22 protein-coding genes are annotated in these 25852 nt (G+C 40.9%); 21 read left to right on the top strand and 1 reads right to left on the bottom strand.

The window, feature by feature from the left end; genetic code table 11:
- Window positions 1-56: 56 nt before the first annotated feature.
- From WDC_RS05985 to WDC_RS05905, 17 genes are all read left to right on the top strand, one after another.
- On the top strand, window positions 57-1304 hold the full coding sequence (locus WDC_RS05985) for a competence/damage-inducible protein A (protein WP_044010966.1): 1248 nt from the start codon (window positions 57-59) through the stop codon (window positions 1302-1304).
- A 91-nt stretch (window positions 1305-1395) separates the two neighbouring features.
- Window positions 1396-2451: a recombinase RecA gene (gene recA, locus WDC_RS05980; protein WP_044010965.1), complete on the top strand. Its 1056-nt coding sequence runs from the start codon at window positions 1396-1398 to the stop codon at window positions 2449-2451.
- A 242-nt stretch (window positions 2452-2693) separates the two neighbouring features.
- Window positions 2694-4253, top strand: a complete 1560-nt coding sequence (gene rny, locus WDC_RS05975) for a ribonuclease Y (RefSeq protein ID WP_044010964.1) — start codon at window positions 2694-2696, stop codon at window positions 4251-4253.
- A 174-nt stretch (window positions 4254-4427) separates the two neighbouring features.
- A complete protein-coding gene (gene mutS, locus WDC_RS05970) occupies window positions 4428-7010 on the top strand; it encodes a DNA mismatch repair protein MutS (protein WP_044010968.1) in 2583 nt (860 codons plus the stop codon).
- Window positions 7007-8968: a DNA mismatch repair endonuclease MutL gene (gene mutL / locus WDC_RS05965; RefSeq protein ID WP_044010963.1), complete on the top strand. Its 1962-nt coding sequence runs from the start codon at window positions 7007-7009 to the stop codon at window positions 8966-8968. The genes mutS and mutL overlap by 4 nt, the downstream gene beginning before the upstream one ends.
- Window positions 8969-9075: 107 nt before the next feature.
- Window positions 9076-9675, top strand: coding sequence for a Holliday junction branch migration protein RuvA (gene ruvA / locus WDC_RS05960; RefSeq protein ID WP_044010962.1), 600 nt, complete (start codon window positions 9076-9078; stop codon window positions 9673-9675).
- Window positions 9676-9693: 18 nt separating this feature from the next.
- The gene (gene ruvB / locus WDC_RS05955) at window positions 9694-10716 is read left to right on the top strand and encodes a Holliday junction branch migration DNA helicase RuvB (protein ID WP_044010961.1); all 1023 of its coding nucleotides are present in this window, start codon (window positions 9694-9696) and stop codon (window positions 10714-10716) included.
- Window positions 10716-11753 (top strand): tRNA preQ1(34) S-adenosylmethionine ribosyltransferase-isomerase QueA, encoded by a 1038-nt coding sequence (gene queA, locus WDC_RS05950; RefSeq protein WP_044010960.1) that lies wholly within the window; start codon window positions 10716-10718, stop codon window positions 11751-11753. The genes ruvB and queA overlap by 1 nt, the downstream gene beginning before the upstream one ends.
- Window positions 11754-11764: 11 nt before the next feature.
- The gene (gene tgt / locus WDC_RS05945; RefSeq protein WP_044010959.1) at window positions 11765-12907 is read left to right on the top strand and encodes a tRNA guanosine(34) transglycosylase Tgt; all 1143 of its coding nucleotides are present in this window, start codon (window positions 11765-11767) and stop codon (window positions 12905-12907) included.
- A 71-nt stretch (window positions 12908-12978) separates the two neighbouring features.
- Window positions 12979-13407: a preprotein translocase subunit YajC gene (gene yajC, locus WDC_RS05940; RefSeq protein WP_044010958.1), complete on the top strand. Its 429-nt coding sequence runs from the start codon at window positions 12979-12981 to the stop codon at window positions 13405-13407.
- 86 nt (window positions 13408-13493) lie between these two features.
- Window positions 13494-14609, top strand: coding sequence for a DNA polymerase IV (gene dinB / locus WDC_RS05935; RefSeq protein ID WP_044010957.1), 1116 nt, complete (start codon window positions 13494-13496; stop codon window positions 14607-14609).
- Window positions 14610-14709: 100 nt separating this feature from the next.
- Window positions 14710-15666, top strand: coding sequence for a DHH family phosphoesterase (locus tag WDC_RS05930; protein ID WP_156127009.1), 957 nt, complete (start codon window positions 14710-14712; stop codon window positions 15664-15666).
- Between the two features lie 2 nt (window positions 15667-15668).
- Entirely contained in the window at window positions 15669-17021 is a 1353-nt protein-coding gene (locus WDC_RS05925; RefSeq protein ID WP_044010955.1) for a DEAD/DEAH box helicase, read from the top strand.
- 260 nt (window positions 17022-17281) lie between these two features.
- On the top strand, window positions 17282-19936 hold the full coding sequence (gene alaS, locus WDC_RS05920) for an alanine--tRNA ligase (RefSeq protein WP_044010954.1): 2655 nt from the start codon (window positions 17282-17284) through the stop codon (window positions 19934-19936).
- A 116-nt stretch (window positions 19937-20052) separates the two neighbouring features.
- Complete coding sequence (locus tag WDC_RS05915) at window positions 20053-20313, top strand: IreB family regulatory phosphoprotein (RefSeq protein ID WP_082040942.1); 261 nt, start codon at window positions 20053-20055, stop codon at window positions 20311-20313.
- Window positions 20313-20750: a Holliday junction resolvase RuvX gene (ruvX, locus tag WDC_RS05910; protein ID WP_044010953.1), complete on the top strand. Its 438-nt coding sequence runs from the start codon at window positions 20313-20315 to the stop codon at window positions 20748-20750. The genes WDC_RS05915 and ruvX overlap by 1 nt, the downstream gene beginning before the upstream one ends.
- A 9-nt stretch (window positions 20751-20759) precedes the next feature.
- Window positions 20760-21074 (top strand): DUF1292 domain-containing protein, encoded by a 315-nt coding sequence (locus tag WDC_RS05905; RefSeq protein WP_044010952.1) that lies wholly within the window; start codon window positions 20760-20762, stop codon window positions 21072-21074.
- 59 nt (window positions 21075-21133) lie between these two features.
- Here WDC_RS05905 and rnhC read toward each other — a convergent pair whose 3' ends face one another.
- Window positions 21134-22042, bottom strand: coding sequence for a ribonuclease HIII (gene rnhC / locus WDC_RS05900; RefSeq protein ID WP_044010951.1), 909 nt, complete (start codon window positions 22040-22042; stop codon window positions 21134-21136).
- A 112-nt stretch (window positions 22043-22154) separates the two neighbouring features.
- On the opposite strand from rnhC, the gene WDC_RS05895 reads away from it, so the two are divergent.
- The 4 genes from WDC_RS05895 to trxA all read left to right on the top strand — a co-directional run bounded on the left by WDC_RS05895 (window position 22155) and on the right by trxA (window position 25725).
- The gene (locus WDC_RS05895) at window positions 22155-22400 is read left to right on the top strand and encodes a cell division protein ZapA (protein WP_044010950.1); all 246 of its coding nucleotides are present in this window, start codon (window positions 22155-22157) and stop codon (window positions 22398-22400) included.
- Between the two features lie 3 nt (window positions 22401-22403).
- A complete protein-coding gene (locus WDC_RS05890) occupies window positions 22404-22937 on the top strand; it encodes a CvpA family protein (RefSeq protein ID WP_044010949.1) in 534 nt (177 codons plus the stop codon).
- Window positions 22938-22958: 21 nt separating this feature from the next.
- On the top strand, window positions 22959-25331 hold the full coding sequence (locus WDC_RS05885; protein WP_044010948.1) for an endonuclease MutS2: 2373 nt from the start codon (window positions 22959-22961) through the stop codon (window positions 25329-25331).
- 79 nt (window positions 25332-25410) lie between these two features.
- On the top strand, window positions 25411-25725 hold the full coding sequence (gene trxA, locus WDC_RS05880; protein WP_044010947.1) for a thioredoxin: 315 nt from the start codon (window positions 25411-25413) through the stop codon (window positions 25723-25725).
- Window positions 25726-25852: the final 127 nt, after the last annotated feature.

Genomic DNA, 25852 nt, shown 5'->3' with positions numbered 1-25852 from the left:
ATTTAATTGAAATTGGTTATAATTGACGTATGTTATTAATTAGAAGGAGGACCACAATGCAAGGAGAAATAATTACTGTTGGGACTGAACTACTGCTGGGTAGAATCGATAATACAAACGCAAGATATATTGCTGAAAGATTGGCACAACTTGGCATTGAATCACACTTTCAAACGGTTGTCGGCGACAATAAGAAACGAATTATCATGGCGCTTGAACAGGCGGCAGCGCGTTGCGATTTAATTATCATTTGTGGTGGTCTTGGCCCGACAGCAGATGATATGACACTGGCTTCTGTTGCTGAATTTTTACATGCCAAGTTGCAGGTTGACGAGCATCAATTTAGTGAAATTAAGAATCATTTTGCCAATCAACAGCGACCAATGGCACCTGAAAATACCAAGCAGGCACAATATATCAGCGGTGCGACAATATTACCAAACGATGCTGGCTTAGCGTTGGGCGATTTTTATAACAATGAAACCGGGGCAGATGTAGCAATTTTGCCCGGGCCGCCGAGTGAAATGGAAACGATGATGCAAAATCATTTACTCCCATTGCTGAGCAACGTTTATCCAGCCCAGCGACAGCTTGTTTCACGGGTGCTCCGTTTTTATGGTATTTCTGAGTCTGTACTGATGCATCAGCTAGATGATTTAGTGGTAGAAAATGCTAATCCATCAATTGCGTCTTATGCAAAGGCTCACGAGATTTTGATCCGGTTAACGGTCACTGCAGCTAATCTAGATCAGAGCAAACAATTACTGGATGATACGCAACAGCAAATTATGGCTCGAGTTGGGGAATTTTGTTATGGTGTGGGTAGTAACAACAGCCTAGTGCAAGAGGTTGTTACAAAATTAAAGGAGCATAAGTTAACGATTACTGCAGCAGAAAGCTTAACTGGTGGATTGTTTCAAAGCACAATTTGCAGCGTTGCAGGGGCATCAAATGTTTTTAGTGGCGGTTTTGTGACCTATGCTAGTCAGGCAAAGAAAAACTTGTTGCAAATTGAGGCCAAAGTTATTGATGAAAACGGTGTCGTTAGTGAGCAAACCGCTGCTGCGATGGCGAGTCAGGCACGCCATCTTTTAAATGCAGATATTGGTATTTCGTTTACAGGGGTTGCTGGTCCTGATTCGCTAGAAGGACAGCCGGCAGGAACTGTTTGGATTGGTTTAGATACAGGTATTGGTCACATTCAAACTAAGCTAGAACAATATCCTGAGTCAGATGATCGGCAGGCAATTCGGGAGAAGAGTGTTTTATCTGGTTTACAGTTGATTTTAAGCCAGATTAATTAAAATACGAACTTTTGTTCGATTTTGCTTGATTTTTTGTGCTGAACTGATATGATTACTAAGAATGATGTTCGATTTTTAAGGAGGAACTAACTTGGCTGACGAACGAAAAGCAGCGCTTGATGCTGCATTAAGAAGAATTGAAAAAAACTTTGGTAAGGGTTCAATTATGCGAATGGGGGACCAAGCCGATACAAAAATTGCAACTGTTTCTAGTGGTTCTTTGGCACTAGATGAGGCACTCGGTGTTGGTGGCTATCCACGTGGTAGGATTGTTGAAATGTACGGGCCTGAAAGTTCTGGGAAAACAACCGTTGCATTGCATGCGGTGGCAGAGGTGCAACGACAAGGTGGCACTGCAGCATATATTGATGCTGAAAACGCTTTGGACCCTAAATATGCTAATGCTCTGGGAGTAAGTGTTGATGATCTACTATTATCGCAACCAGATACTGGCGAAGAAGGCTTGGAAATTGCTGATGCCTTAATTTCTAGTGGTGCAGTTGATATTGTGGTGGTTGATTCTGTAGCTGCATTAGTACCACGGGCTGAAATTGAAGGCGAAATGGGTGATGCTCACGTTGGTCTGCAAGCTCGGTTAATGTCACAGGCATTACGAAAATTATCCGGCTCAATTAACAAAACAAAAACTATTGCGATTTTCATCAACCAAATTCGTGAAAAAGTCGGCGTGATGTTTGGTAATCCAGAAACAACCCCTGGTGGCCGAGCTCTCAAATTTTACGCCACTATTCGGTTAGAAATTAGGCGAGCTGAACAGATTAAAAATGGCACGGAAGTGATGGGTAACCGTACCAAAATTAAAGTGGTCAAGAATAAGGTTGCGCCACCATTTCGTCGTGCTGAAGTTGATATCATGTACGGCCATGGAATTTCCAAGACCGGTGAGTTAGTTGATATGGCAGTTGAGAAAGATTTGGTTGATAAGAGTGGTTCGTGGTATTCCTATGGCGACGAGCGAATTGGTCAAGGTCGAGAAAATGCCAAACAATATTTCGCTGATCATCCAGATGTAATGGATGAGTTAATGCAAAAGGTCCGCGTTGCATATGGCATGGAAGGCGAGGGGACAGGAAAAGTTGCCCCTGATAATCCTGAAGAATTGGATTTAGACGACCCCAAAAAATAAATATGACAAAATAATAGCAAGTTATGGCTGAACTAATGGTCATAGCTTTTTTTAGTAAAAAATATTTTAGCGTTCTAAGTGCTGCTGCTGTAGTCAGTAAGCATATTAAAAAGTCACAATTAGTTGACATGCGGTCACTGCAATATTAGAATTAACCAAGTGTAAATAATCAATTAACACATTAAATTTTTAAAGATTATTTGAACAGCAAACAATTTAATAGTTGATGCGGAGGTGAAAAAATGAATGCTTTAAGCATGATTCTCGCCGTGATCGCTATTGTTGTCGGGATTATTGTGGGTTATTTTGTTCGTAAGATGAGCTTTGAACGGCAATTGGACCAAGCTCACAATAGTGCTGAAGGAATTATTGCAAATGCGAAAAAAGAGGCTGAAACGGCTAAAAAAGAAGCCATTTTAGAGGCTAAAGAAGAAAGCCATCAGTATCGGGAAAACGTTGAAGATGAATTAAAAAATCGTCGGGCAGAGGTTCAAAAACAAGAGGACCGGTTGCTGCAACGTGAAACAACTCTTGATCGTAAAGATAATTCTATTGAAAACCGCGAAAATGCTCTTGGCGAGCGCGAGCATAAGCTTGACGAGCAAGAAGAGCAAATTCAAACAGATCAACAACAAGTAACAAAATTAATTGAACAACGTGAGACTGAACTACAACATGTGGCTGAAATGTCACGTGATGATGCGAAAGAAGAAATTTTGACGGAAACCAAAGAACAACTTGGTCACGAGCGCGAAGTATTAATTCGTGATAGTGAACAAGAAGCTGCTGCAACTGCTGACAAAAAGGCGAAAGACCTGATTGTATCAGCAATTCAACGCAGCGCTGCTGACATGGTGTCAGAGACGACAGTTTCAGTAGTTACGTTGCCTAATGACGATATGAAGGGCCGAATTATTGGACGTGAAGGTCGTAACATTAGGACTTTGGAGACACTCACTGGTATTGATTTGATTATCGATGACACACCGGAAGCGGTTGTGTTAAGTGGATTTGATCCAATCAGGCGCGAAATCGCCAGAATGGCATTAGAGAAGCTGATTCAAGATGGTCGAATTCATCCAGCTCGAATTGAAGAAGCAGTGATTAAAGCTCAAAAAGATATGGATCAGCAACTCCGTGAAGTTGGCGAGCAAACTGTTTTTGATTTGGGAATCCATTCAATTCATCCAGACTTAATTAAGATTATTGGTCGAATGAAGTATCGTACTAGTTATGGTCAAAACGTATTGAACCACTCAATTGAGGTCGCTAAGATTGCAGGCATTTTGGCTGCTGAACTTGGCGAAGATGTTACATTAGCTAAGCGCGCAGGATTATTACACGATATCGGTAAGGCAGTTGATCATGAAGTTGAAGGATCCCACGTTGAATTAGGTGTGGAATTAACAACGAAGTATAAAGAAAATCCAGTTGTTATCAATGCAATTGCATCCCATCACGGTGATGTAGCACCTGAATATATTATTTCAGTATTGGTTGCAACCGCAGATGCGATTTCTGGTGCCCGACCAGGAGCGCGGAGCGAATCGTTGGAAAATTACATTCAACGGTTGAAACAATTGGAGGCCATTGCCAACAAGCATCATGGCGTTGACCACAGTTTTGCAATTCAGGCTGGACGTGAAGTTCGCGTGATTGTAAAGCCTAAAATGATTTCAGATTTACAAGCTGCAACGTTATCACATGACATTAAAAATGAAATCGAAGATGAGCTCGAGTATCCTGGTCACATAAAAGTGACGGTGATTCGTGAAGTTCGCTCGGTTGATTATGCCAAATAAGGATTGGGACCAAGCAAACATGCTTTGGAACCGATCCTTGTTTGTTTAAATCGAAAACTACAAATAAGTTACCGGTTTAAATGCTATTGAGCAACGAAACGTGGTAGAATTATTGCTATGAATTCCATTGATACGAGGTGAAACCAGGTGCCACAAAAGTCTAAAGAAACGCCAATGATGCAACAATATCAATTAATTAAAGACCAATATCAAGATGCCTTTTTATTCTATCGCTTGGGTGATTTTTACGAATTATTCAATGATGATGCGATTAAAGGGGCACAAATCCTTGAATTAACTTTAACAACTCGTAACAAGAGTGCTGCTAACCCAATTCCAATGTGTGGTGTGCCACATCATGCAGTTGAAAACTATATTGATATTTTAATTGATAAAGGTTATAAAGTTGCCATTTGTGAGCAAATGGAAGATCCTAAGTTGGCACAGGGAATGGTCAAACGGGCTGTTACTAGGTTAGTTACTCCAGGAACTCAAATGGATTTAGCTGGTGATCAAGCTCGCGATAACAATTATTTAACGGCAGTTATTGCCAACGAAAATCAGGAATTTGGGTTTGCTTACGTTGATTTATCAACTGGTGAATTAAAAACAAGTTTTTTAAAGACGGCTGATACGTTGCTTAATGAAATGATTAATTTACGGACTAAAGAGGTAGTGGTTGACGATTCAATTTATGACAGTTTAATGCAGCAATTTGAGCAACGTTCAATTTTAATCTCACATCAAAAAGAGATTGTAACCTCCGCGGAGCAGAGTTATCTGACACAAGATTTGGATGAATCATTACAAAAACAGTCAGTTTCAGTTTTGATTTCTTATTTGATGACCACACAAAAACGCTCATTGAGCCATTTACAACGGGCAGTGGCGTATGAGCCGTCCTATTTTCTCAAGATGGATCACTATTCTAAGCATAATCTAGAATTAAATATCAATATTCGGAGTGGCAAACGGCAGGGAACCCTCGTTTGGTTACTTGATGAAACTAAAACAGCCATGGGCAGTCGGTTGCTTAAACAATGGCTCGATCGACCATTACTGGATAAAGGGGCCATTAGTGCACGCCAGGATAAAGTACAAGAGTTGTTGAGCCATTATTTTGAACGAAGCAACCTTCAAGATGAACTTACTCAGGTTTATGATTTAGAGCGGCTGGCCGGACGCGTTGCTTATGGCAATGTTAACGGTCGAGATCTAATTCAGTTGCGGACGTCGCTAGAGCAAATTCCAAAGATCAAATATCTGTTAGAATCCCTAGCGGCTCCTGCATTTGATGAATTGCAGGAACGACTTGATCCAATTGAGGACGTTACAAGTTTAATTGAACGCTCCATTAATGACGAACCACCAATGTCTGTTACTGATGGCGATGTTATTAAGGATGGCTATGATCAACAACTTGATTCATATCGTGATGCGATGAAAAACGGCAAGCAGTGGATTGCACAGCTAGAAGCACAAGAACGAAAAGCAACTGGAATCAATAATTTAAAGATCGGTTTTAATCATGTTTTTGGTTACTATATTGAAGTTACCAAAGTTAACTTACCTAAATTGCCGCAGGATCGATACGAAAGAAAGCAGACACTGACAAATGCAGAGCGTTTTTCAACCCCTGAATTAAAAGAAAAAGAAGCCTTAATTTTAGAGGCACAAGAAAAGTCCACAGCATTAGAATATGAATTGTTTACCAATGTGCGAGAAGTTGTCAAAGCATCAATTGAGCGGTTACAGCGGTTGGCAAAAGCTGTAGCACAGCTTGATGTTTTACAGAGCTTTGCTGTGGTGAGCGAGACATATCATTTCATACGGCCGGAATTTACTGAGGGGCATGATTTACACATTATTGATGGGCGACATCCCGTGGTTGAAAAATTTATGGGGCATCAAACATACGTTCCAAATGATGTCGTGATGGATGACGAAACCACGATTTTATTGATTACTGGGCCTAACATGTCAGGTAAGAGTACGTATATGCGTCAGCTAGCCTTGACGGTTGTAATGGCGCAGATGGGTTGTTTTGTTCCAGCTAAGAAAGCTCAATTACCGATTTTTGATCAGATTTTCACACGAATTGGTGCGGCTGATGATTTAATTTCAGGGCAGAGTACCTTTATGGTTGAAATGCAGGAAGCAAATAATGCTTTGAGTCATGCCAGTGCCAACAGTTTGATTTTGTTTGATGAAATTGGACGTGGGACAGCAACATTTGATGGCATGGCCTTAGCACAGTCAATTATTGAGTTTGTCCACAACAAAATTCATGCCAAGACGTTGTTTTCCACGCATTATCATGAGTTGACGGCTCTTGACCAATCACTGCCGCAATTAGTCAACGTGCATGTTGGCGCGGTTGAAAAAAATGGTGAATTAGTGTTTTTACACAAGGTCGAGGCGGGTCCAGCAGATCAATCCTATGGGATCCATGTTGCTAAGTTAGCTGGAATGCCGGAATCTTTGTTAAAACGAGCAGATAAAATTTTAGGCCAACTTGAACAAAAAGACGTCCAACTGCCTGCTGGTAACTATACAGAGCAGACGTCTGAAATAGAGCATCATATGACTAAAGAGGATCAGCAGTTAGCTTTGTTTAACACAGTTCAATTGGATCCTAAATATGAGCAAATCATTGATCAATTAAAGCAGTTGAATCTAATGGCAATGACCCCGATGGATGTTATGAACCAATTGTATGAGTGGCAGAAAAAGATCCAATCCGGAGGACAATCATGAGTAAAATTCACGAATTAAATGAAGTGTTAGCAGATCAAATTGCAGCTGGTGAGGTGATTGAACGCCCCGCATCAATTGTGAAAGAATTGGTTGAAAACTCTTTGGATGCTAACAGCAAACAAATCGATATTATCGTGTCACAATCTGGATTAGATAGCATTAGGATCATCGATGATGGTGCTGGAATTTTACCAGATGATGTGCCGATTGCTTTCAAACGACATGCGACGAGCAAAATTGCATCACGAGAAGATTTGTTTAAGGTGAAATCGTTAGGGTTTCGTGGTGAAGCTTTGCCTAGTATTGCATCTGTAGCTGATGTAGTTCTATGCACTTCGACCGGCGATGAGACTGGTACTAAATTTCAAATTCGCGGTGGTGTAGTACAATCCAACCAACCGGCACAAGCACGACGAGGCACAGATATTACCGTTACAGATTTGTTTTTCAACACACCAGCACGGTTGAAGTATCTTAAGTCGCCTCAGACTGAATTGACTCAAATTACAGATATTGTCGACCGGTTAGCATTGGCTAATCCATCAGTTGCCATCAGTTTTATGCATAATGATCATGAAATATTACGCACACCTGGTAACGGTAATTTGCAACAAGTAATAGCGGCTATTTATGGGATTAGTAATGCTCGCAAAATGGTTAAATTTGACGGTGAGGATGCAGATTTTATGATCTCTGGCTATACATCGCTACCTGAAGCCACCAGGTCATCGCGTCAATATATTTCGATTATGATTAATCATCGTTATATTCGTAACTTTCAGCTGACGAAAGCACTGATTCAAGGTTATGGCTCTAAGTTAATGGTTGGACGTTACCCAATTAGTGTACTTGATATTGAATTAGATCCTGTGTTGGTGGATGTCAATGTTCATCCAGCTAAACGCGAAGTTAGAATTAGTAAGGAAGAGCAGCTAGGCCAATTAATTGCAACCACTATTCGCCAGCGAATCGCGCAGGAAAACTTGATCCCAGATGCGTTAGATCAGTTTGGCAATGAATCGATTGATTATGGTCAATTACAGCGCAATCTAAATGAAGTTTCGCAGCAGTATCCAGTCACTGAGAATAGCAACGAAAAAAATAATGAGCGGAAAAATAAAAGCGAAATTAAGCCCGTTATGGCAATTACACCGATTGTAATTGAAAAACAAAGTGAATTAGTGACGCCCCAAATGCAAAGCTTTGATCAAAAATATCAGCAAGAACAAGCGGCTAGTCCGTTCGGGGAAAAAAATAGCGACGATGCATCACTGGTAACAAAGCCTAGCAGTGTTGAGTTAGAGTTAGGTGAATCTGATAAATCGCAGGAACGTTTTCCAACACTACAATATCTAGGTCAATTTCATGGAACATTTTTGTTGGCACAGGCTGAAGATGGCCTATATATTCTCGATCAACATGCAGCTCAAGAACGAATCAACTACGAGTATTACCGGCAAGCGATTGGAGAAGTTAGCACTGATCAACAAAATTTATTGGTGCCACTGGTACTCGATTATCCCACAACTGATGCGATGAAAATCAATGAGCATTTAGATGTGTTACAGCAGGTGGGCATTAATCCGGAACCATTTGGGCAAAATAGTTTTATTTTTCGTTCGCACCCAACGTGGTTCAAGGAAGGCCAAGAAGAATCTACCATTCGCGAAATGATTGATTGGACGATTAATGATGGTCAGCTCAGCATAGCTCAATTTCTGGAAAAAACAGCGATTATGATGAGTTGCAAACGTGCGATTAAAGCAAATCATTACTTAAACGCGCAACAAGCGGATGCACTATTGAAGAAGCTACCAGAGTGTGAAAATCCGTTTAATTGTCCACATGGTCGCCCAGTATTGGTACATTTTGCGGATACCGATCTTGAAAAGATGTTTAAACGAATTCAAGATTCGCATAGTGCTTTTGCGGGTGAGTTTGATGATCACGAATTTTAATAGCACCAAAATAGGCTTAAACGGGTTGACCAAAAAGGCAGCACGGTTTAAGCGATACATATGTGGTACAATCTAACAAGCAAATTGAAGAAAAGTAGGGATTAATTTTGTTTGAATATTTTGAGGGTCATGTCACAATGGTGACACCGAGTTTTGTGGTGTTAGATGTAGCAGGAGTTGGCTATAAGTTACTAACGGCTAATCCATATCGATATCAAGAAAATAATGAAAAACCAGTGCGCATTTTTGTCTATCAGGCTGTTCGGGACAATGAAATGGCATTGTATGGATTTATCGATCAAGCCGAAAAGCAACTATTTGAAAAACTAATTAACGTCTCGGGAATTGGTCCTAAAAGTGCGTTGGCAATTTTAGCTAATGAAGATCACAGTGGGTTGATCAACGCCATTGCCAATAATGATTCAGCCTATTTGACCAAGTTTCCAGGTGTTGGTAAAAAAACTGCCTCGCAAATTGTGTTGGACCTGAAGGATAAAATTACTCAATTGGATCAAGCTAGTGACGTTACAGTGAATGCAGTCGCTAATGGTACAGATTCGAGTCAGTTAGCAGATGCATTGGCTGCTCTAGAAGCATTAGGCTACCGTGCTAAAGAAGTTGAACGGATTGCTAAACAACTACGCAAATTACCAACAACATCAACTGACGGGTATCTGAGTCAAGGCTTAAGTTTACTGACTGAATAGCGAAAGGAGCGGATTGTAGTGGATGATGATCAGCATTTATTATCAGGTGAGAATGTGGACGGCCAAGAGCGGGCAATCGAAACCTCACTCCGCCCACAACATTTAAACGAATATATTGGTCAGACTAATATTAAGCATGAATTGACAGTTTATATTCAGGCTGCTAAAGCAAGAAGCGAGTCATTAGACCACGTGCTTTTGTACGGGCCACCAGGACTAGGGAAAACGACCCTGGCGATGGTGATTGCTAATGAAATGCAAGTTAATATTCGCACAACCAGCGGGCCTGCAATCGAAAAGCCTGGCGATCTGGTAGCACTCTTAAATGAATTAGAGCCCGGGGATGTGCTGTTCATTGATGAAATTCATCGATTACCAAAAATTGTCGAAGAGATGCTTTATTCAGCGATGGAGGATTTTTTCGTTGATATTGTGGTGGGGCAAGGGCCAACTGCTCATCCGGTTCATTTTCCATTACCACCGTTTACATTGATCGGGGCAACTACTCGTGCTGGCTTGTTATCAGCACCGTTGCGTGATCGATTTGGAATTGTCGAGCACATGGATTATTACAAGGTGGATGAATTAGAGCAGATTGTGTTTCGGACTGCTTCTATTTTTCAAACGAGAATCGAAGAAGCTGGGGCGCATGAGTTGGCGCTACGTTCGCGTGGTACACCCAGAATTGCCAACCGCTTGTTAAAACGAGTACGTGATTTTGCACAAGTGGACGGCCGAGATTCAATTGATCAGGCTGTGGTGGTATCAGCACTCAATTTGTTGCGGGTCGATAATCAAGGGCTGGATGAAATTGATATCAAATTATTAAAAACAATGATTAAATTTTATCGTGGTGGACCGGTTGGCTTAAACACGCTGGCTGCTAATATTGGAGAAGAAGCGGAAACTGTGGCAGAAATGTATGAACCATACTTGTTACAAATTGGGTTTATCAATCGGACTCCACGTGGGCGTGTAGTTACCCCTGCCGCCTATCAACATTTAGGGATTGAAGTACCAAAGGAAAAGGGAGAAAAATAATGAGTGAATTAACTGTTAACGATTTTGATTATGATTTACCCCACGAATTAATTGCCCAAACACCAATCAAGGAGCGCGACGCTTCAAGACTTTTGGTGTTAGACCATCAAACCGGTGAAATGAAGGACAAACATTTTTATGATATTTTAGATCAACTCAACCCTGGCGATGCAGTGGTGATGAATAATTCGCGGGTTTTACCTGCCCGTTTGTATGGTGTGAAGTCAGAAACAGGTGGTCATGTTGAGGTATTATTGTTAAATAATACTGAAGGTAATACCTGGGAAACACTAGTTAAGCCTGCCAAAAAGTTAAAAACCGGGACCCAGATTACATTTGGCGATGGGGAATTAACTGCCACTATCAAAGAAGAATTGGAGCATGGCGGGCGGATGATCGAATTTCACTATGATGGAATTTTTATGGAAGTATTAGAAAAATTAGGTGAAACGCCATTACCACCATATATCAAGGAAAAATTAGACGACCCGGAGCGCTACCAAACGGTATATGCGAAGGAAAACGGTTCTGCTGCCGCACCAACGGCGGGTTTACATTGGACCAAGGGTTTGCTCCAAAAGGTACAAGATAAGGGTATCAAACTAGTCTATTTAACCTTGCATGTCGGGTTGGGTACATTTCGCCCCGTTGATGAAGAAAAAATCGAAGATCACAAAATGCATAGCGAGTTTTATCGGTTAGATGAACAATCTGCCCAAACACTGAATGAAGTACGGCAAAAAGGTGGCCGCATTATTGCAACCGGTACAACTTCCATCAGAACACTAGAAACAATTGGGAGTAAATTTAATGGTGCAATCAAAGCCGATTCTGGATGGACTGACATTTTTATTAAGCCTGGCTATGAGTGGAAAGTGGTTGATGCATTTATTACCAATTTTCATTTGCCAAAATCAACACTTGTTATGCTAGTGGCTGCTTTTACTGGTCGTGACAAAATTTTAACGGCCTATCAACACGCCATCGCTGAAAAGTATCGTTTCTTCAGTTTTGGCGATGCAATGTTTATCAAGTAACGGAGGAAAATATGGAACCAGCAATCAAATACCGGCTAATTAAAAAGGACAAGCACACTGGGGCACGCCTAGGAGAACTGATCACGCCACATGGAACTTTTCCAACTCCGATGTTTATGCCAGTCGGTACGCAGGCAACTGTTAAAAGCATTTCACCTGATGAACTCGATGAAATGGGAGCTGGCGTAATTTTAGCCAATACTTACCATCTATGGTTACAACCGGGGGAAGATCTAATTGAACAAGCAGGTGGGCTGCACAAATTTATGAACTGGGATAAAGGAATTTTAACTGATTCTGGGGGGTTCCAGGTTTTTTCATTAGCGAAGCATCGTGATATTAAAGAAGAAGGGGTGACTTTCCGAGACCCAGTGAGTGGCAGTAAAATGTTTTTGTCGCCAGAAAAAGCGATTCAGGTTGAAAACGCTCTAGGACCAGATATTATGATGAGCTTTGATGAATGCCCACCATATTTTGAAACCTATGATTATATTAAAAAATCAGTTGAACGAACAAGCCGTTGGGCGCAACGGGGACTTGAAGCACATCAGAATCCAGCTTGGCAAGGGTTGTTTGGCATTGTTCAAGGGGCTGGATTTAAAAGCTTACGGCAACAAAGCGCTCGTGATCTAGTCAGCATGGATTTTCCAGGCTATTCTGTTGGCGGATTATCAGTCGGTGAGTCCAAGGAAGAAATGAATCGTGTCCTTGAATTTACCACACCATTGTTACCAGAAAATAAACCGCGCTATTTAATGGGGGTCGGTACTGCCGATTCGCTAATTGACGGTGTGATGCGTGGTATTGATATGTTTGATTGTGTCCTCCCGACTAGGATTGCTCGGAATGGTACCTGCATGACGTCACATGGGCGGCTCGTGATCAAAAATGCTCAATATGCTCGTGATTTTGGTCCATTGGATGATGAATGTGATTGCTATGTTTGTTGCAATTACAGTCGTGCGTATATCCGTCATTTGATTCATGTAAATGAAACGTTTGGAATTCGGTTAACTAGCTACCATAATTTATATTTTCTAATCCACCTGATGCAAGATTTACGCCAAGCAATTGCTGATGATCAAGTGTTAGAATTTCGTGAAATGGTGTTTGAAAAATATGGTTTTAATGAATTAAATGCACGTAATTTTTAAGATTGTTGGTAATTTAATGTAATTTCTGCTAAAGTATAGTCTATAATGATTTTTGAAAGGGTGTTAATTAGATGCAAGGGATGTCTGGAATTTTAATTATTGTTGTCATGATCGCATTGATGTATTTTATGATGATTCGACCACAACAAAAGCAACGAAAAAGTCATCAGGATATGGTGAGCCAGTTAAAGAAGGGTGATCAGGTAATTACGATTGGTCGCTTACACGGTGTCATTAATGAAGTTAATACTACTAATCGGACAGTTGTCTTGGATTGTGAAGGAATTTTGTTAACTTTTGATCTTAGTGCAGTTGCTAGTGTTACGCCGGCTGCAGCCCAAACAGAACCTGCAGTAACCGCACTACAACCAGATTCAGCTGAAACAGAAGAATCAAGTGCGGCAACAAGTGATGTTAGTGAAACTCCAACAGCAGCTGAAAAATCGGCCGCTGCTGAACCTGCCAGCGAAGCACCTGCTAGCGATTCAACGTCAAAATAAGACATTCATAAATAATTGGGTAATTAAGCTGTGGCACATGATGTCGCAGTTTTTTTTGATATTATTGGTGAAAGTGAGAACAGCAAATGGATGAATTTATGCAACAACCATTACAGATTGATGCCACTCGCAAGATCATTCATATCGACATGGATGCATTTTACGCTTCAATTGAGATGCGTGATCACCCGCAATGGCGCAATCAAGCATTTGTTATTGCGAAAGATCCGCGTAAAACTGGGGGGCACGGCGTCGTTGCCACGGCCAACTATATTGCTCGAAAAGCTGGTATTCATTCAGCCATGGCGGCGCAAAAAGCATTAGAACTGGCACCCAAAGCAGTATTTAAAACACCTGATTTTACTTTATATCGACAAGTTTCAGCTCAAATCCACGCCATTTTTCATGAATATACTGACAAGATTGAACCAATTGCGTTTGATGAAGCTTACTTAGATGTAACAGAAAATAAGCTCAATATTGCCAGCGCTGTTCAGCTAGCTCATCAGTTACAGTCCGAAATCTTTACAAAAACTCATTTAACTTGTTCAACGGGAATCTCCTATAATAAATTTTTGGCCAAATTAGCATCAGATTATCGTAAGCCGGTTGGAGTAACAATTATTCAACCTGGTGACGTGCATAGTTTTTTGATGAAGTTACCGATTGAAAAATTTCGGGGAGTCGGCAAAAAAACAGTTCCAAAAATGCATGATTTAGGGATTGTGTCCGGACAAGAATTGTTTGATCTGAGTGAAAGTAAATTGATGCAGCATTTTGGCAAATTAGGATATATTTTATATCGCCGGGTGCGCGGCATCGATGATCGTCCGGTCGAGTATCGCCGGGACCGTAAGTCAATTGGTAAGGAACGGACATATAATCAATTGTTGATTTCAGATGCTGAAATTACAGCGCAGTTAAAAATGTTAGCTGGTTTGGTTGCTGACGCACTAAAGCAGCAACAAAGGCATGGCAAAACGGTGGTGCTTAAAGTCCGGTATCAAGATTTTACAACCATTACCAAACGAGCAACGCAAACTGAGTTTGTTGAAAACTCTGAAGAAGCGATTTATTTTGTTGCTAACCAAGTGAGAGAAGAGCTGCAGGCCGATGGGCAGAAGATTAGATTGCTTGGCATTACAATGACAAATTTGGCACCATTGATGTTCGAAAATATCACGTTACCGCTCTTCCACTAAATCTGTGCTTTGAAACTAGTTGTGATAACCTGTATACTGAAGAACGGTCAATTATTGATAGCTGATAGTAGCTATTTCAAGCAGAGGAGAAAATAAAATAATGGACTTGCAAAGTCAAATTTTGACACAAATCAAAAAATATCAGAAAATTGTGATCCACCGCCATCAACGGCCAGATCCTGATGCAATCGGTTCGCAGATTGGCCTGGCAGAAATCTTAAAAGCATCTTTTCCATATAAAGAAATTATGGTGGTCGGCAAGCAGATTGATGGCTTCAATTGGATTGGTAAAATGGATGAGGTTGATAACGATGCGTTTAACGATGCATTGGTAATTGTGACAGATACAGCAAATGCTCCGCGAATAGACGACCGTCGCTTTGACCAGGGGGATCAGTTAATTAAAATTGATCATCACCCGAATGACGAACCGTTTGGTGACATTATGTGGGTTAGTACGATGGCGTCAAGTTCATCAGAGTTAATTTATGACTTTTATGCTCAATTTAAGGACCAACTTGAGTTATCTCAAGTTGCTGCCCATGCCTTGTTAGCTGGAATTATTGGCGATACAGGTCGGTTTTTATATCCAGCCACGACACCACATACGATGCAGGTTGCCGCTCATTTAATGGAAGCGGGTGCTGATGGCGCTGCAATTGGGCAACACGAAAATGAAATAACGCTGCCAGTTGCTCGGTTGTCAGCATATGTCTACGAACACCTGACCGTGTTGGACCATGGTGCTGCTTATTTAGTGCTAACCAATGAAATTTTAAGGTCGTTTAATCTTGGAGATGCAGGAACAGCCGGAATTGTTTCGATTCCAGGGCGGCTAAAATCAGTGGTTTCATGGGTCATTTTTGTTCAACAAGATGATGATACTTATCGGGTTCGGATGCGTTCTAAGGGTGCAGCAATTAACGAAATTGCAAAGTTGCATGATGGCGGCGGCCACCCACTAGCAAGTGGTGCTAAAGCAAAGGATGAACAAGAGATTAAAGAAATTATTGCGCAATTGGATCAGTTAACGATCGACACAGCTAAAGGAGAATAAGCATGGCGGAATCATTTGCAGCGTTTCAGTTGCAACCATTTTTACAGACCGCAATTAAAAACCTGGGATTTGAAACACCAACCCCAGTTCAAGCCAAGGTCATTCCAGTAATTGAGGCTGGCCGCAGCATTGTGGGACAGTCCCAGACTGGTAGCGGTAAGACCCACGCATTTTTGTTGCCGATATTTAATACAATTGATGCAACTAAAGACCAAGTACAGGTGGTCATCACGACCCCCAGTCGCGAATTAGCCTACCAAATTTATGAAGCTGCAAAACAAATTGCTTCATTTGCCCCAGCCCCCATTCGCATTCACAACTATGTTGGCGGCACTGACAAACAACGGCAAATTGAACAACTCAAGAAACATCAACCACAAATTGTGATTGGTACGCCAGGTAGAATTGCTGATCTGATTGGTGATTCAGTACTCGATATTCATCAGGCCCACCAGTTTGTGGTTGACGAAGCTGACATGACGTTAGACATGGGCTTTTTAGCACAAGTTGATCAAATTGCGGGGGCATTACCAGAAAATTTACAAATGATGGTCTTTTCAGCTACGATCCCTGATAAGTTACGTCCTTTTTTGCGTAAATATATGGCTAATCCGGTAGTTGAACGAATTCCTGTTACTTCTGTAATTAGCCCAACAATTGACAATTGGTTATTATCAACTAAAAGTAAGAGCAAAAATGAATTAATTTATCGACTGTTGACGATTGGGGAACCATATTTAGTGTTGGTTTTTGCTAATACTAAAGAACGAGTCGAAGAAATTCACCATTATTTACAAACCAAGGGTTTAAAAGTGGCTATGATCCACGGTGGTATTGCTCCGCGAGAACGAAAACGCGTGATGCGTCAAGTTCATAATTTAGACTACCAATTTGTTGTTGCAACAGATTTGGCAGCCCGTGGAATTGATATCGAAGGAATTTCGATGGTGATCAATGATGGTATTCCTAATGACCTGGAATACTTTATTCATCGGGTAGGCCGAACTGGCCGCAATAACATGCCTGGAACAGCCGTAACGTTGTATGAACCTGGTGACGATCAAAAAGTGACTGAGTTAGAGCAAATGGGAATTTCATTTAAGCCTAAAGAGTTCAAAAATAATGAAATTGTTGAGACATACGATCGTCGCCGTCGTGAAAAGCGGCAGGCTAAGCATGAAAAATTAGATCCTACAATGCAAGGCTTCGTCAAAAAAACCAAGAAAAAAGTTAAACCGGGTTATAAAAAGAAAATCAAGTCTGCAATTTCAGAACAGGAACGGCAAAAACATAAGCTGGAAATTCGACATGATATTCGTAAAGCACGACGCAATAAAAAGAATAGTAATCGTTGATTTTATGTTGCTAGTCAACTATAATATCAATGTTCGGGATATGATTAGTAGTTGTTAATTTTAGAGACGTTTCGCTTGGTGCAAGGAACGATTAAAATTGCTATTCGCTACCCATTAATTACAGTGCGACTCAGCATTATCGAGTTTAAGTGGTAAACGATTATCCATCGTTGCAAGCAAAGTGGTACCGCGTCTGTTTGGGCGTCTTGGCTGGCAATGGTGGATTTTATTATCTAAAAAAGAAAGTGAAGGGTAAAATAATGAAACCTTTGAAACAATTATCAAGTAGTGAAGTTCGGCAAATGTTCTTGGAATTTTTTAAGGAACATGGACATAAAGTAGAACCCAGCGCGCCATTAGTACCAGTTGATGACCCGACATTACTATGGATTAACTCGGGTGTGGCCACCATGAAAAAGTATTTTGATGGCTCAGTTGTACCAGAAAATCCGCGATTGACCAGTTCACAAAAAAGTATTCGGACTAATGACATTGAAAATGTTGGTAAAACTGCACGACATCACACATTATTCGAAATGTTGGGTAATTTTTCAGTAGGCGATTACTTTAAAAAAGAAGTCATTCCGTGGGCTTGGGAATTGTTGACTGACGATCAGTGGTTTGGCTTTGATGAGGACCGGCTATACATTACAGTTTACCCAAAAGATAAAGAAACGCGGGCCCTTTGGGAAAAAATTGGGATTGCGCCAGACCACATTATTGAGGATGAAGATAATTTTTGGGATATTGGCCAGGGCCCTTCCGGACCGGATTCTGAGATTTTTTACGATCGTGGTCAGGAAATGAATAATTTAGCGGCAGATGATCCCGAAAGTTATCCAGGTGGTGAAAATGAACGCTATTTGGAAATTTGGAATATTGTTTTTTCACAATACAACCACACGCCAGAAGATACGTATGAACCATTGCCACATAAAAACATTGATACTGGAATGGGTCTAGAACGGGTTGTTTCAATTTTTCAGCAGGCGCAAACTAATTTTGAGACGGATTTATTTTTGCCTTTGATTAAGCAGACTGAAACATTAAGTGATGAAAAACAATATGGTGATAATGTTGTCGACGATGTGGCCTTTAAGGTGATTGCAGATCATATCCGGGCAATTACATTTGCAATTGGTGATGGAGCGTTACCATCGAATGTTGGTCGTGGCTACGTTATTCGGCGTTTAATACGCCGGGCGGTAGTCAATGGCAAAAAATTAGGAATTAATGAACCGTTTTTATTTAAAATGGTGACAACCGTAGGCCAGATCATGCAATCATATTATCCAGAAGTAAGCAAGAATGCAGATTATATTGCTGCTGTGATTCAATCTGAAGAACAACGATTTAATGCGACTTTGAATGATGGGTTGGCATTGTTGAATCAGGCAATGCAGGAAACTAGACAACAACAGGAAACGCAAATGTCTGGTAAAACCGCCTTTAAGCTTTATGATACGTACGGATTTCCGGTAGAATTAACCCGTGAATATGCCAATGATGAAGGCCTCACCATCGATGAGGCTGGCTTCAAAGATGAAATGCAACAACAACAAAATAGAGCGCGGAATGCCCGCAGTAATGATAAATCAATGGGTGTTCAAAACGACTTGTGGACTGAATTTAAGGAAAACAGCAACTATGTTGGCTACGAAACCTTAACTGTGGCAGATGCAAAGGTGATTGGCATTGCTCAAAAAGGAGCCATTGTCGACGAGGCTAAAGTTAGTGATATACCTGTAGAAGTGATTTTTGAGCAAACACCATTTTATGCTGAAATGGGAGGTCAGGTAGCTGACACCGGCTTAGTTATAAATAATCATGGTGAAACTGTGGGTACTGTGACCGATGTGCAACACGCGCCAAATGGCCAGAATTTACATTCCATTCAGCTGAGTAAATCGTTGAAAAAAGGTGCTCGGTATCAACTTGTTGTTGACCGCAGTCGTCATTTAAAAATTGAAAAAAATCATACTGCAACTCATTTGCTGGACCAAGCGTTACGCAATGTGTTAGGCGGTCACACACAACAAGCTGGTTCATTAGTTGAACAACACTACTTGCGTTTTGATTTTAACCATTTTGGCTCAGTGACTCAAGCAGATTTGGACCGTGTGGAACAAATGGTCAATGAACAAATTTGGCGTGAAATTCCACTTAAAACGGTTGAAACTGATTTGGAATCAGCTAAAGATATGGGAGCAATTGCGTTATTTAGTGAAAAATATGGGGATGTCGTGCGTGTGGTTAAAATTGGCGATTTTAATACTGAATTTTGTGGTGGCGATCACGTTTCTAATACTAACGAAATTGGCCTATTTAAAATCGTGTCCGAGGGCGGTGTTGGTGCCGGTGTCAGACGAATTGAAGCCGTTACAGCTAGCAATGCGTACGAATTATTGCACGCACGAGAAAACCTATTAAATCAAACTGCCGCAGTTTTGAAGGCACCACAGGTTAAAGAGGTGCCTCATAAAGTAGAAAGCTTACAAGACGAGTTAAAGCAAATGCAGCGTCAAAATGAAAGCCTGCAAGCTAAGATTGCCGCTCAACAGGCACAGGATGTCTTTAGCAACGTTCAAAAGACGAGTCAAGGTAGTTTGATTGCTCAGCAAGTACAAGTGGCAGGAATGGACCAAATGCGGCAACTAGCGGATTCATGGCGTGCTAAACAGCTTTCTGATGTTTTAGTGTTAGCAACTGCCAACGATGACAAAGTAAACATGTTGGTAGCTGTGAGTGAATCTAAGGTCAAGGCGGGAATCAAAGCCGGTGATATTATCAAAGCAATTGCACCAGCAATAGGTGGCGGTGGTGGCGGTCGTCCTAATCTAGCTCAGGCAGGTGGCAAAAAGCCGGCTGGAATTGAGACCGCCTTGAAACAGGCTGCTGAGTTTTTGAATGCCTAAATCGCATAACTGATTACAGCAGTGTTACGAATCGGTTACATCAATTCTTGATGATTGTACTTTGTCTGCTGGTTTAGTAGAATTAAGGGGAATAAGAGTTGATGGAGGTGTACTAATTGGCAACAGATAAAACTATGTTTTTTGATTTTGGAGATAAGGATCAAAAAGATGTTAAAGATACGTTAAGTACAGTTTACCAAGCACTTGAAGAAAAAGGTTATAATCCAATTAATCAAATTGTGGGCTATTTACTGTCAGGTGATCCTGCGTATATTCCACGACTCAACGATGCCCGTAATCTGATCCGTAAACACGAACGAGATGAGATTATTGAAGAATTAGTACGCTCATATTTGAAGTCTAACGAGGAATCATAATGCGATTAATGGGATTAGACGTAGGCTCAAAAACAGTCGGGGTTGCCATTAGTGATCCGCTGGGTTGGACTGCTCAAGGATTGGAAATTGTTAAAATTAACGAAGAACAAGAACAGTTTGGCATCGAGCGGATTAAAGTACTGGTTAAGCAACATGAAATTGCTGGCTTTGTAGTCGGTCTGCCGAAAAACATGAATAATAGTTCTGGCCCGCGAGTTGATGCCGCCAAAAACTATGGGCAATTATTACAAAATACTTTTGGTCTACCGATTGATTATCAAGATGAGCGGTTAACTACGGTTGAGGCTTCACGAATGTTGATTGAAGAAGCTGACACATCCCGCAAAAAACAAAAACAAGTGATTGATAAATTGGCTGCTAGTTTAATTTTGCAAAATTATTTAGATGGTCATGGTAAATTAACCCAAGAATTGTGAGGAAAAGCAATGAGCGAACAGGCAAACAACGAAAATGATGATTTAATTACATTAATTGATGATGATGGTAATGAGGAATTGTATAAAGTCTTATTTACATTTGACTCTGATGACTATGGCAAATCATATATCCTGTTATACCCAGCAAGCGCCGAAAATGATGATGAGGTTGATATTCAAGCGTATGGCTATCAACCAGTTCAAGAAGGCAGTGATAATGTATCAGAAGGTGAATTAGAGCCTATTGAAGATGATGCTGAGTGGGACATGGTTGAAGAAGTGTTGAACACATTTTTAGATGATGATGGTAACTTTAACGCTTAAAAGAATAGTTATAAAAAAGGATTTGAACGAATGTTCAGATCCTTTTATATCACACTAAATTAGTGGTATCGTTTGGCAATCTCAGTTGCTTTTTTTGTGTTAGCAAAGTGAACTTTAGCAAAGTCTGTCAGCGAGTATCCTTCATGTAGTAGCTTCGCAGCAATTTGATCCACTGCATTGCCAGCACCAATTGGCAGTGTCAATTTAGCTTTCTCAGTTAGGCGATCCATGGCAAGCAGGGAAACGTATCTGGCAATGATTGAGGCTGCAGCGACTGCTAAATGTGCTTGTTCACCTTTAATTTGAAAGTAAACATTTTCCGAAACAATATTGGGCTGGTTTTTTAAATAACGATAATAGGTTGCTGGAGCAACGAATTGGTCGATTAAAATTCCATCTGGTTTGGTTGGACTAATTTTTTGCAAGACTGTTTGTAATGCTAAATTATGGCATAATGCCTTTAGTTGACCTTGGTTATATTGCTTCATTAGTTCGTTATATTTTACTGGCATCAGATTAACAACGTGATATGGCAAAAAAGTTAACAATTGTTTTGCCATGCGAATAATTTCTGGATCGGTTAATTTTTTGGAATCCTGAATTCCTAGTTGGCGGACACGATCTAAATTGGCGGCAGCAATGTAAACTGCAGCGACCGTTAGTGGTCCAAAGTAGCTGCCAGTGCCGACTTCATCTGATCCTAGCACAGACCAGCTGGCAAAATTAGCTGGGAGGCCCTTAGGAACTTTTTTCTGGTTGGTTGTGGTAGTTTCTGCGTGCCACCGATTAGATTCAGTGGTGGTGTCGCTACCCTGAAACATTACTTTGCCAGAACGATAGGCGGTAATAGTGGTGCCGTTTTTTTTGGCACGAAAAACCGCACCCGGGGGAGCAGCTATCTGAAAAGAAGCGTAACTGGTTTGCATTTTTTTTAATTGTATGGTGGAGCAATTTAAAACTTCTTGCATAACAAACATCCTTTGATTGATTAATAAATTAAGTTTAGCATACCCAGAGGTTAGTAATTAAAAAATGTTCATGCTAGAATAATCTTAGTTAATTTAATGAGGAGGCTCACATATGAGCGGTAATAAACGATTTAAAATTAATATTGATGGGCAAGAGTATACAATTATGGGGCCTGGTTCAAAAGAACAGATTCTGGCGGCGCAACAGTTAGTGAATGAGCAGTTTGAGCATTTAAAAAAAGAAGCACCAGAATTAAATTCATTACAACGATCCAATCTGGTTGCATTTAATGCGGTGGCAGACCAAATTAGCAAGCAACAAGAAATCGATCAAATTAAAGATAGTGAAAGTGAGTAATCAATGATTTTAACTGTTGGCATTATCGTTATTCTAATTATTAGCTTTAGTTTTGGGCGTCATCGTGGACTGCTCAGAATGTTGTTCGGCTTGGTGAGCTATGTGGTTGCAATTTTAATTGCTAAAGCTAGTTCAACGATCGTTGGGACAAAGTTAGCAGCATTGTTTCCCATTGTGAAAACCACATCTCAGACGGGCGGCAGTGCATTGACTGCTGATAATGGCAACCAATTTTTATATAACGGCATTGCGTTTATCATCATTTTTATCATTGTGCGGCTTATCTGTCGCTGGGTAATTCGTCGTTTTAACTTAATCACAAAGTTACCAGTGATTCATCAGGTCAATGCATTGTTAGGTGGCGTGATGAATGTTTTGCTGACTTATGTGACAATCTTTTTTTTGTTAACCATTTTTCAAGTTTGGCCAAGTGACTGGTGGCAAACGCAAATGTCGACTTCAGGGCTGGCCACCTGGATCATTAATAGTACCCCTGTGTTGTCACAACAGGTGGTTTATTGGTTAACGGGACAGTAAAGTAAAGGAAATAATATTGATATGAATGAAAAAATTTTAACAACGCTAGCTTTCGACCAGGTTAAAGATCAGATGAAACCGTACCTGGTGACGGCAGCAGGTAAAAAAGAATTACAGACGTTAACTCCAGTGGTTAAGATTGACCAGGTTAATCAATTGTTATTGGAAACGAGCGATGGCGCCAATATCTTGCGGTTGGTAGGGGTTATTCCCATCCCCAAGTTAGCTGATATTAGTCCACAACTCAAGCGATTGAAAATTGAGGCAACTCTTAGTGCAACGGAATTAGCCGCAATTGGCCGAGTTTTGCGCGCGTCAGGCAGTATCAAACTTTTTTTCGATAAATTAGAGCAACAAGCGGTACCGCTAGCAACAATTACTAAGTATGTTGCTGAAGTGGTAACTATTCCAGACGTCACAAAACGGTTAGTAACATCAATTGAAAACGATGGTCATATCACTGATGAAGCCTCTTCGGCACTACATGAAGTGCGGCAAAGAATTAGCCGTACGGAAGCTCAAATTCGCCAGCAGATGGAAGCATATACCCGTGGTAAGAATGCCAAATATCTTAGTGATGCAATCATTACAATGCGTAATGAGCGATACGTTATTCCAGTGCAAGCTAATTATAGAAGTAAATTCGGTGGGGTGGTCCACGATCAGAGTCAAACTGGGCAGACATTATTTATTGAACCACAAGCCGTGATGGAAATGAATAATCGGTTGCGGCAGGCCCAAATTGAGGAACGGCAAGAAGAAGCTCGGGTGCTGGCTGAATTATCGGCGTTGATTGCACCATATCGAGCAGAAATCGCGCATAATGAAACTATTTTGGGCAAACTTGATTTCATTAATGCAAAAGCTCAACTGGCGCATGCAAGTCACGCTACGTTGCCGATTTTGAGCGCTGAAAATCATGTCAATTTACGGCAAGCACGTCATCCACTATTAGATATTAACCGAGCTGTTGCTAATGACATTTCAATTGGTGAAGATTATCAGGCAATTGTCATCACAGGACCTAACACGGGTGGAAAAACTATCACGTTGAAAACGCTGGGGCTAATTCAGCTTATGGGGCAGGCTGGTCTTTACATTCCTGCTAATGAGGAAAGTACGATTGGTGTTTTCTCGGAAATTTTCGCGGATATTGGGGATGAACAGTCGCTGGAGCAAAGTTTAAGTACGTTCTCAGCACATATGGATAATACTATCTCGATATTGAATCAGATTGATTCTCGTAGCTTAGTTCTATTAGATGAAGTTGGTGCAGGGACGGACCCGAAGGAAGGGGCCGCCTTAGCAATGGCAATTCTAGATGCAATTGGTGCGAAGGGCAGTTTTGTAGTTGCGACCACTCACTATCCAGAGTTAAAAGTGTATGGTTACAATCGACCCAAAACTACCAATGCCAGTATGGAATTTGATGCAGCTACATTACAACCGACTTATAGACTATTGATGGGAATTCCGGGCCGCTCGAATGCTTTGGAAATTGCCAGCAGATTGGGACTAGCCGAGCAAATTGTTGCAGAGGCAAAATCGTTAACTAGCAATGATAGCCAGGACTTGAATGATATGATCGGTGATTTGGTAGCACAGCGTAAATTGGCCCATGATCGAACTATTCAGTTGGATCATGATGTTGCTGATGCACAGACATTGCATGATGAATTAACTACCAAATTGGAACAATATGAACAACAAAAAGATAAGTTAATGCAACAAGCGCGTGAGCAGGCTAATCATGCCGTTGCACAGGCCAGACAAGAAGCTGATAAAATTGTGCACCAGCTGCGAAAATTGGAGCAACAGGGGGTGCAAGTTGAAGAAAATCAGCTAATTGATGCTAAAGGGGCCCTCAACGCGCTGCATGTTGAAGATTCAAGATTGAAGAAAAATAAGGTGCTACAACGAGAAAAACGTAAACACAATTTTGCCATTGGCGACGCTGTATTGGTAAAATCATATGGTCAGTATGGCGAATTAGTGCAAAAGCGTGGTCAAAATGACTGGGAAGTTCAACTAGGAATTTTGAAAATGCAGGTGAATGAACGTGATCTGGAAAAAGTTGGTAAAGAACAGCTAGCAAGCAAACGAGATGAAGAACCCAAACGGCGGGTGGTGCGAACTACGCAAACTACACCAGCTACCGCACGTTTGGATTTGCGTGGACATCGATATGAACAGGCGATGGGTGAGATTGACCGGTTCATTGATCATGCGATTTTAAATAATTTATCACCTGTTACAATTATTCACGGTAAGGGAACCGGAGCCTTACGTAAGGGGACACATGAGTACTTGCAGAGTAATCCACGTGTAGCATCATTTGAGTATGCGGCTCCCAATGCGGGTGGCGATGGCGCCACAATCGTTTATTTAAGTTAAGTAACAATTAGTAAGCAAAATAGTTTGTCTTTTTACAAGTTTTTGATAGACTAATGAATGTAAAGAGGAGGTAGCAACGATGGCAGTAGCAGTAACAACAGATAAAACATTTGAAGAAGATACCGGTAGTGGTGTAACATTAACAGACTTTTGGGCAACTTGGTGTGGTCCTTGTCGCATGCAGTCACCAGTGGTAGAACAGTTATCTAACGATATGGGTGAACAAGTTACATTTAATAAAATGGATGTGGATGAAAATCCAGCAACCGCCCAAAAGTTTGGAATCATGAGTATTCCAACGCTCTTGGTCAAGAAAGACGGTCAAGTGGTAGATTCAATCGTTGGTTATCATTCCAAGGAACAATTACAACAGATTTTAGGTCAATATTTATAAATAGAGTAAAGAACACTCAGGTTTTAAGCTTTAATAAAGGGAGCGAGGAAAAAAGTAGTTAGACTCTGCTTTCGTGCTTACTTTTTAAAATAATGTTCGTAAAATAAAATGAGGCTGAAGCAAAAAA

Source organism: Paucilactobacillus wasatchensis, assembly GCF_000876205.1.
Lineage (GTDB): Bacteria > Bacillota > Bacilli > Lactobacillales > Lactobacillaceae > Paucilactobacillus > Paucilactobacillus wasatchensis.
The sequence above is the reverse complement of the archived record's forward strand: the minus strand, read 5'-3'. Positions and strand labels throughout refer to the sequence as shown.

Bases quoted from the DNA above. Each gene is read 5' to 3' on its own strand.
- ruvX (WP_044010953.1), top strand. From the start codon at position 20,313: ATGCGATTAATGGGATTAGACGTAGGCTCAAAAACAGTCGGGGTTGCC.
- tgt (WP_044010959.1), top strand. From the start codon at position 11,765: ATGGAACCAGCAATCAAATACCGGCTAATTAAAAAGGACAAGCACACT.
- WDC_RS05895 (WP_044010950.1), top strand. From the start codon at position 22,155: ATGAGCGGTAATAAACGATTTAAAATTAATATTGATGGGCAAGAGTAT.
- queA (WP_044010960.1), top strand. From the start codon at position 10,716: ATGAGTGAATTAACTGTTAACGATTTTGATTATGATTTACCCCACGAA.
- WDC_RS05930 (WP_156127009.1), top strand. From the start codon at position 14,710: ATGGACTTGCAAAGTCAAATTTTGACACAAATCAAAAAATATCAGAAA.
- trxA (WP_044010947.1), top strand. From the start codon at position 25,411: ATGGCAGTAGCAGTAACAACAGATAAAACATTTGAAGAAGATACCGGT.
- WDC_RS05890 (WP_044010949.1), top strand. From the start codon at position 22,404: ATGATTTTAACTGTTGGCATTATCGTTATTCTAATTATTAGCTTTAGT.
- rny (WP_044010964.1), top strand. From the start codon at position 2,694: ATGAATGCTTTAAGCATGATTCTCGCCGTGATCGCTATTGTTGTCGGG.
- WDC_RS05985 (WP_044010966.1), top strand. From the start codon at position 57: ATGCAAGGAGAAATAATTACTGTTGGGACTGAACTACTGCTGGGTAGA.
- alaS (WP_044010954.1), top strand. From the start codon at position 17,282: ATGAAACCTTTGAAACAATTATCAAGTAGTGAAGTTCGGCAAATGTTC.
- mutS (WP_044010968.1), top strand. From the start codon at position 4,428: ATGATGCAACAATATCAATTAATTAAAGACCAATATCAAGATGCCTTT.
- yajC (WP_044010958.1), top strand. From the start codon at position 12,979: ATGCAAGGGATGTCTGGAATTTTAATTATTGTTGTCATGATCGCATTG.
- rnhC (WP_044010951.1), bottom strand. From the start codon at position 22,042: ATGCAAGAAGTTTTAAATTGCTCCACCATACAATTAAAAAAAATGCAA.
- mutL (WP_044010963.1), top strand. From the start codon at position 7,007: ATGAGTAAAATTCACGAATTAAATGAAGTGTTAGCAGATCAAATTGCA.
- WDC_RS05925 (WP_044010955.1), top strand. From the start codon at position 15,669: ATGGCGGAATCATTTGCAGCGTTTCAGTTGCAACCATTTTTACAGACC.
- dinB (WP_044010957.1), top strand. From the start codon at position 13,494: ATGGATGAATTTATGCAACAACCATTACAGATTGATGCCACTCGCAAG.
- WDC_RS05905 (WP_044010952.1), top strand. From the start codon at position 20,760: ATGAGCGAACAGGCAAACAACGAAAATGATGATTTAATTACATTAATT.
- WDC_RS05885 (WP_044010948.1), top strand. From the start codon at position 22,959: ATGAATGAAAAAATTTTAACAACGCTAGCTTTCGACCAGGTTAAAGAT.